Annotated in this window: 5 protein-coding genes; 3 read left to right on the top strand and 2 right to left on the bottom strand. The window is 55.5% G+C overall.

Features of this window, described 5'->3' with window-relative positions; genetic code table 11:
- Both C0623_06780 and C0623_06775 read right to left on the bottom strand, forming a co-directional pair.
- Window positions 1-1,004, bottom strand: a 1,004-nt coding sequence (locus C0623_06780) for a biotin carboxylase (GenBank protein ID PLY00713.1), incomplete at its 3' end; no start/stop codon positions are given.
- A 56-nt stretch (window positions 1,005-1,060) separates the two neighbouring features.
- Complete coding sequence (locus C0623_06775; GenBank protein ID PLY00712.1) at window positions 1,061-2,785, bottom strand: acetyl-CoA carboxylase carboxyltransferase subunit; 1,725 nt, start codon at window positions 2,783-2,785, stop codon at window positions 1,061-1,063.
- Window positions 2,786-3,092: 307 nt separating this feature from the next.
- On the opposite strand from C0623_06775, the gene C0623_06770 reads away from it, so the two are divergent.
- The 3 genes from C0623_06770 to C0623_06760 are packed head-to-tail and all read left to right on the top strand — an operon-like array spanning window position 3,093 to window position 5,788.
- The gene (locus tag C0623_06770; protein ID PLY00711.1) at window positions 3,093-4,184 is read left to right on the top strand and encodes a hypothetical protein; all 1,092 of its coding nucleotides are present in this window, start codon (window positions 3,093-3,095) and stop codon (window positions 4,182-4,184) included.
- A 24-nt stretch (window positions 4,185-4,208) separates the two neighbouring features.
- Window positions 4,209-4,955 (top strand): futalosine hydrolase, encoded by a 747-nt coding sequence (gene mqnB, locus C0623_06765; GenBank protein ID PLY00710.1) that lies wholly within the window; start codon window positions 4,209-4,211, stop codon window positions 4,953-4,955.
- Window positions 4,952-5,788, top strand: coding sequence for a 1,4-dihydroxy-6-naphthoate synthase (locus tag C0623_06760; protein PLY00709.1), 837 nt, complete (start codon window positions 4,952-4,954; stop codon window positions 5,786-5,788). The genes mqnB and C0623_06760 overlap by 4 nt, the downstream gene beginning before the upstream one ends.
- Window positions 5,789-6,023 lie beyond the last annotated feature (235 nt).

Below are 6,023 nucleotides of genomic sequence, written 5' to 3'. Positions count from 1 at the left end.
CGGGTCTGCTCGATATTGAGCTCGACCAGCACGTTCTTGTTGTCGCCAACGCCGTTGGCCTTAACTTCATTGAGGATCTCGAGAACCAGTCCGGGTGCGTTAGCTGCCTCTTTCTTAATATCGGCATCGGAAGCGTTCTTCTTGCCGAGCAGGGAGGCGCCGAGGATCCGTTGACCCTTGCCGCCACCGCCGCCGATCGCCTTGAGACGAACCCGGCTTTGCGGGTTTTTCTTGAACATCTCGATGCACTCGGCTTCAACCTGCGCACCCATCTCATCAATACTGTAAAGGTCGATGCCCTTGGCATAGGATGCGAAGAGAATATGATCGGCCAGCTCCTCGAGCGACAGCTTGTCATCGTTCAGAACCTTATCGTCACAATCGAGGCCTTCGGCCTTGACCAGGGCAAGCAGGGCATCACGGCTCGGATGCTTCTTGACCAGGGTGCGGGCGGTGACATTATCGATACCCGGGGTGACGCTGACGTCGACCCGCAGGGCGGTCCGCTTCGCTTCATCTTTCTTGCCGGCGCTCGACTGGGTATGGGCGCAGGGGCCGATAAATTTGAGCCCGGCATTCTCAATCGCGCCGACGAACTCCTCGTCCTCGGCCATGAAGCCGTAACCGGCAAAAATCGAATCGTAACCGTTATCCTTGGCAATCTCGATAATCTGGTTGATCCGCTCGACGCGCTCCTCTTTACTTGCACCGGAATAGTCCGGAACCCGGTGTACCCGGGTTGAATCCTTGAGCTGACGCAGTTCCGGGGCCAGGGCATTCGGGTAGACGATTGAATCCTTTTCCGAAAGGAGGATGCCGTAGTGGCTGATCCCCATCTCTTCATAAACATCCATCGCCTCTTTGCGGATCGGGCCACGGCAGACGATCAGCGGGCAGAGATCTTCGCAGGCAAACGACCTGACCCATTCCGAGTCAGAATTGCCGAGGCGACGATCGCCGTGGATCAGTGGATTGTTATTATATAGATCTGTTTTTTCGGTCATCGGTTCTATCTCCAAGTCAAAACCTTCATTCGCTTTCATAAATTTACACTCGACGATTAATGGAACTCACGCTGCACGCCCTGCCAGGCAGAGGGCTGGTAATGGCGCAACAGGAAGTTCATGTTTTCGCCAAGCACCTTGCGCAGATCGGTCGGCATGACGATCGAGGAAATCGACCCCAGGGCGAGGCCCTCTTTCGGGTTCATCAGCTCCTTTTCATAGCGCAGGTTGAGCTTCGCCTCTTCACCCATCAGCCATTCGGCCGCTTCGGACTCGGCATCTTTTTTGGCGGCTCCGGCATCCATGCCGGACTTGACCCGCTGGTCGATACCGGCCTGAACCTTGGCCTTGATTGAGCCGCGCAGTTCACGCAGCTCCTTCTTGTAGACGAACTCCTTGCCGGCCGGACCCATAACCGCCAGGCGGGTAGTCGGCAGAGCCAGAACCAGATCGGCACCGGTCGGGTAGTTGTTGTAGGAGGCGTAGGCGCCGCCGTAGGCGTTACGCAGAATCAGCAGAATCCGCGGCGTCCGGACATCGACGATCGAATCAAGCATCGACCGGCCGGCCTGAACGATGCCACGGCTCTCCTGCTCGCGACCCGGCAGGAAACCGGTGGTATCTTCCATGAAGATCAGCGGGATATTGTAGATGTTGCAGAAGCGAACGAAGCGGGCGATTTTGAGCGCCGAATCGCAGTCGATCTGGCCGGAGGAAACCGCCGAATTGTTGGCGACGAAACCGACGACGTTGCCGCCGAGGCGGCCGAAGGCGGTGACAACCTCGCGGGCCCGTTCCGGCTGGACTTCAAAATAGTCGCCGAAATCACAGACCTGCTGAATAATAATCGATACGTCGAACGGGGTGTTGAATCCGGTCGGCGAGTTGAACGCTTTTTTCAGCAGGGTATTGATCTCCCAGGTCTTGCGATCCAGTGGATCACTGGTCTCCTGGAAGGGGGCCAGACTGTGGTTGTTGTCGGGGATGTAGCTGAGCAGACGGACCGCGGTTCGCAGGGCGGCAACTTCATCAGATACGGTGACGTCGGCGACACCGGAATTGCCATGGACCTTCGGACCTCCAAGCTCTTCCGGGGTGACGTCTTCACCGAGGACCGACTTGACGACACCGGGACCGGTGAGGCCGAAGAAGGTGTCGTTCGGCTGGATAACGAAACTTCCCTGGCGCGGCAGATAGGAGCCGCCGCCGGCGTTGAAGCCGAACATGCACATGATCGACGGAACAACGCCGCTGATCTTGCGCAACGCGGTGAAGGCCTCGGCGTAACCGTCAAGGCCACCGACCCCGGCCGGGACAAATGCACCGGCAGAGTCGTTCATACCGATGACCGGAAGCCCTTTTTCTCCGGCCATGTTAAACAACTTGGCCAGCTTGCTGCCGTTGGTGGCGTCGATCGAACCGGCGCGAACGGTGAAGTCATGCCCGTAGAGCGCGACATCGCGACCGTTGATATTCAAAATGCCGGTGACCAGCGAAGCGCCGTCAAGATTCTTGCCCCAGTTCTGGAACAGGATATTCGGCTCAGCCTGGGTCAGAACCTTGATCCGCTCCCAGACGGTCATCCGCTTCTTGAAATGCTGCTTCTCGATCTGGCCAACCTGTACCGACTTGATCGGACGCTGGATCAGGTCATACCCTTCCTGCATGACCTCCTCGTAACCACCGGTTACACCGGCGATTTCACCCGGAATAGTAAATTCAACCTTTTCGGGTGGAGCAAACGGATTCTCCAATGTGGGTGTAACTGTTTTTTTCGACATCTTTCATCCCTTTGATAGCAATTGGTTTTGGCTATTGAAGCCGTGATTCTATATAAGATAAGCAGAGCTGAAACTCAGCGGTATAAATAGAAAAAGGTTTTATTCCTGTTTAACCCCCGCAGGATATAGCGAAAAGCCACTGGGTTGTCAACTAAATTTTATTGATGGTAAAACAGCTTTATTAAAATTAAACGCTTGAAATACCGTCGGAATTATTGACTTTGTGTGCTAAATCATTTACGTTTTTGCCAATATTGACAATGTTTTATTAATCAATTTTTTTTGACTTCAGAGGATTCACAGAGACTTGCGAAAAAAAACCCTTGAATTACCCCTCGGCATCAAACTCTGGAACAGCGAGTTGCGTCGAAATAAAAAGCAGCTCTGTGAAGGCTACACCTTTTCGCTGCTCGAAAACACCACCGACTCCTATCGCTTCACTATTGCCGCTTCGGCTGACAGGATTCCGGCCCTGTTCCGCGAGTTTTGCGGCGACAGTATCGACGAAGCCTTCCTGATCCTCGAATACTACCGGACCGAGCAGCCGGTCGCCAAGGGTGGCCCGGTATTGCCGGATGTCTATTACTCCCCCTACCTGCCGGTTGATGAGCTTTTTGCGATCATCGATCCGTATCTGCCCCGCCTGATCCATGACGGTTTTGTCGGCTTCGGCCTCGCCAATAACCGTTCCGGTACTGAAATATTTTATTCGGAAGAGAAGATTCTCTCCTGCTTCACTGACAACCATATCCGCACAATGGATCAACTCCATCAGCATGGCATCGAATACGGTAAGGAGATGCTCTACCATACCGATCTCGGCCACGACCATCTTTCCCTGCTCTGCCACCCAGACAACAGTCTGCCCGAGCAATTTTCAAAGATGAGCGACACCGATCTCGATTTTGTCCGCTTCTGCGACGACCTCTCCGAGAAACTCGGGATGTACGCCGTCGAAGAGACGCTCTCCTTCTTTCTGTCGCGGCGCGAGCAGGATATGATTGAAAACTGCCTCGCTGCAAACCCTGATTTTTCCGAAGTCGCCGCCGAAGATTTCGGCTCGATCCTGCTCGACTGGAATGATTTTGTTGCAGAATGCGAAGACGGTTTCAAGGGCAACCTTGAAGATTACCGGCTCGGCCTGCACCTGCGCGATATCATTGACCATGTTATTGCCGGAACGGAACCGGAACTTGGCCAGAAGATCCGCGAAATCATCGCCGATCCGGACAGCAAATTCCGGCGCATACTGGTCGATTGTCGCCAGCGCCTCGACAACCACCACGATGGCGGAACTACGGAAAAAGCACCTTTCTGGTACCAGGGCATTGTCGAAAATCAGGGCGCCGACCTGCGCCGTGATCTGATCCGCCACGGCTGGTACAAACCAAACGCCTGATTAAAGTTTCCCGGGAACAGACTGATGATTGCACTGATTGCTGCTACCGAAATAGAGACCGGACTGGTCCGCGAAGCCCTTACCGGCACCGCCGAGGCAAAATGCGGGCGGTACGATTTATTGAAAGGCCGGATCGATGGGCAACTGGTCAGCCTGCTGCACACCGGGATCGGCAAGGTCAACGGGGCCCTCGCAACCGAAGCCTTGCTCGATAAAAGACGCCCGAAAGCAGTGATCCTGTTTGGCTGCGGTGGCGCCTACCCGGACCGGGGCCTGAAAATCGGCGATATCGCTCTCGCCGAAGAGGAAATTTATGGTGATGAGGGCGTCAGGACGCCCGACGGTTTTCTCGATATGCAGAAAATCGGTTTTCCCCTCTGCTCGAATGCCGACGCCTCTTACTATAACCACCTGCCGCTGCACCAGGGCCTGCAGGCCGAGGCCCGGGCCCGGCTCAAGGCATTCATCTCCCCCCGGGGAAAACACCTGGTAACCGGCCCGTTTGTCACCGTCTCAACCTGTTCCGGAACCGACGAACGCGGCCGCGAGCTCGCTGACCGGACCGGCGGCATCTGCGAAAGCATGGAAGGCGCGGCAGTGAACCATGTCTGCCTGCAGCACGATGTCCCACTGCTAGAAATCCGCGGCATCTCGAATCTGACCGAAGACCGTAATCCCGACCAGTGGGACATCGGCACGGCGGCGGAGATCTCCCAGCAATGCATCCTTGAACTGATCAGGGATTGGCCGGCCATGGAAAAGACGCTATGAGCGGCACGCTGACGCTCGGATACTCCCCCTGCCCGAACGACACCTTTATCTTTCACGCCCTGACCCACAACTGCCTCGAAAGCTGTCGACTGAAGATCCGCGAACGTCTCGAGGATGTCGAAACCCTGAACCAGCTGGCCCGTAACGGCACGCTCGACCTGACCAAGATCTCCTATCACGCTCTTGGCCATCTGCGCGAGCAGTATGCGCTTCTGCGCAGCGGCAGTGCCCTGGGGCGCGGCTGCGGTCCGCTGGTGGTTACGACGGAACCGAAATCGATGACAGCGCTGAAAGGAAAGAAGATTGCGATTCCGGGGCAGCTGACGACCGCGAATCTCTTATTGCAACTGTTCGACGAAGGGTATGAGGATCTGCTGATTGTTCCGTTTGATCGGATCATGCCGGCCTTGCAGAACGGCGAGGCGGATGCCGGCGTCATCATCCATGAATCACGCTTCACCTTCCGCCAGCTCGGTTTCCATGAAGTTCAGGATCTCGGTGCCTGGTGGGAACAGGAGAGCGGCCTGCCGATCCCGCTCGGCGGCATCCTCGCCAAACGATCTCTCGGTGCCGAGACAATCCGCGAGGTCGATGCAGCGGTCCGGGCCAGCCTCGAGTATGCCTATGCGCATCCGCAAGAGGCCCGCTCCTACATCAGACGGCACGCCCAGGAGATCGATGACGAGGTCATTGACCAGCATATCGGACTGTACGTCAACGAGTTCTCCCTAGATCTCGGCGAAGAAGGGGTCAAAGCAGTTGAAACCTTGTTGGGGCGGGCTGAAGATCGGGGATTGATACCGGCCTGTGATAAGCCGTTGATTGTTTCCTGAGAAGCCAGACCTTCTCGACACCAAGAGCGCCAAGAAAAGCCAAGATGTAAAATCATATTTAACGGAGAGGCGGAGAGAGGGAGAGAAGTGCGCTTCAAAGAAGGACCTAAAAGCCTTTTAGGTTTAAAACCAAAAGCAGTATGCCCTCTTTTGTTCGGTTTTTGCTGTGGAATTACGTCTTTTTCTTTGCGTCTTGGCGCCTTTGCGTTAAATTTGTTCAGATTGGAATTTCTCT

The sequence above is a fragment of the Desulfuromonas sp. genome (assembly GCA_002869615.1).
GTDB lineage: Bacteria > Desulfobacterota > Desulfuromonadia > Desulfuromonadales > UBA2294 > BM707.
Note: the sequence above shows the minus strand (reverse complement) of the source record. Positions and strands in the feature narration are given on the sequence as shown.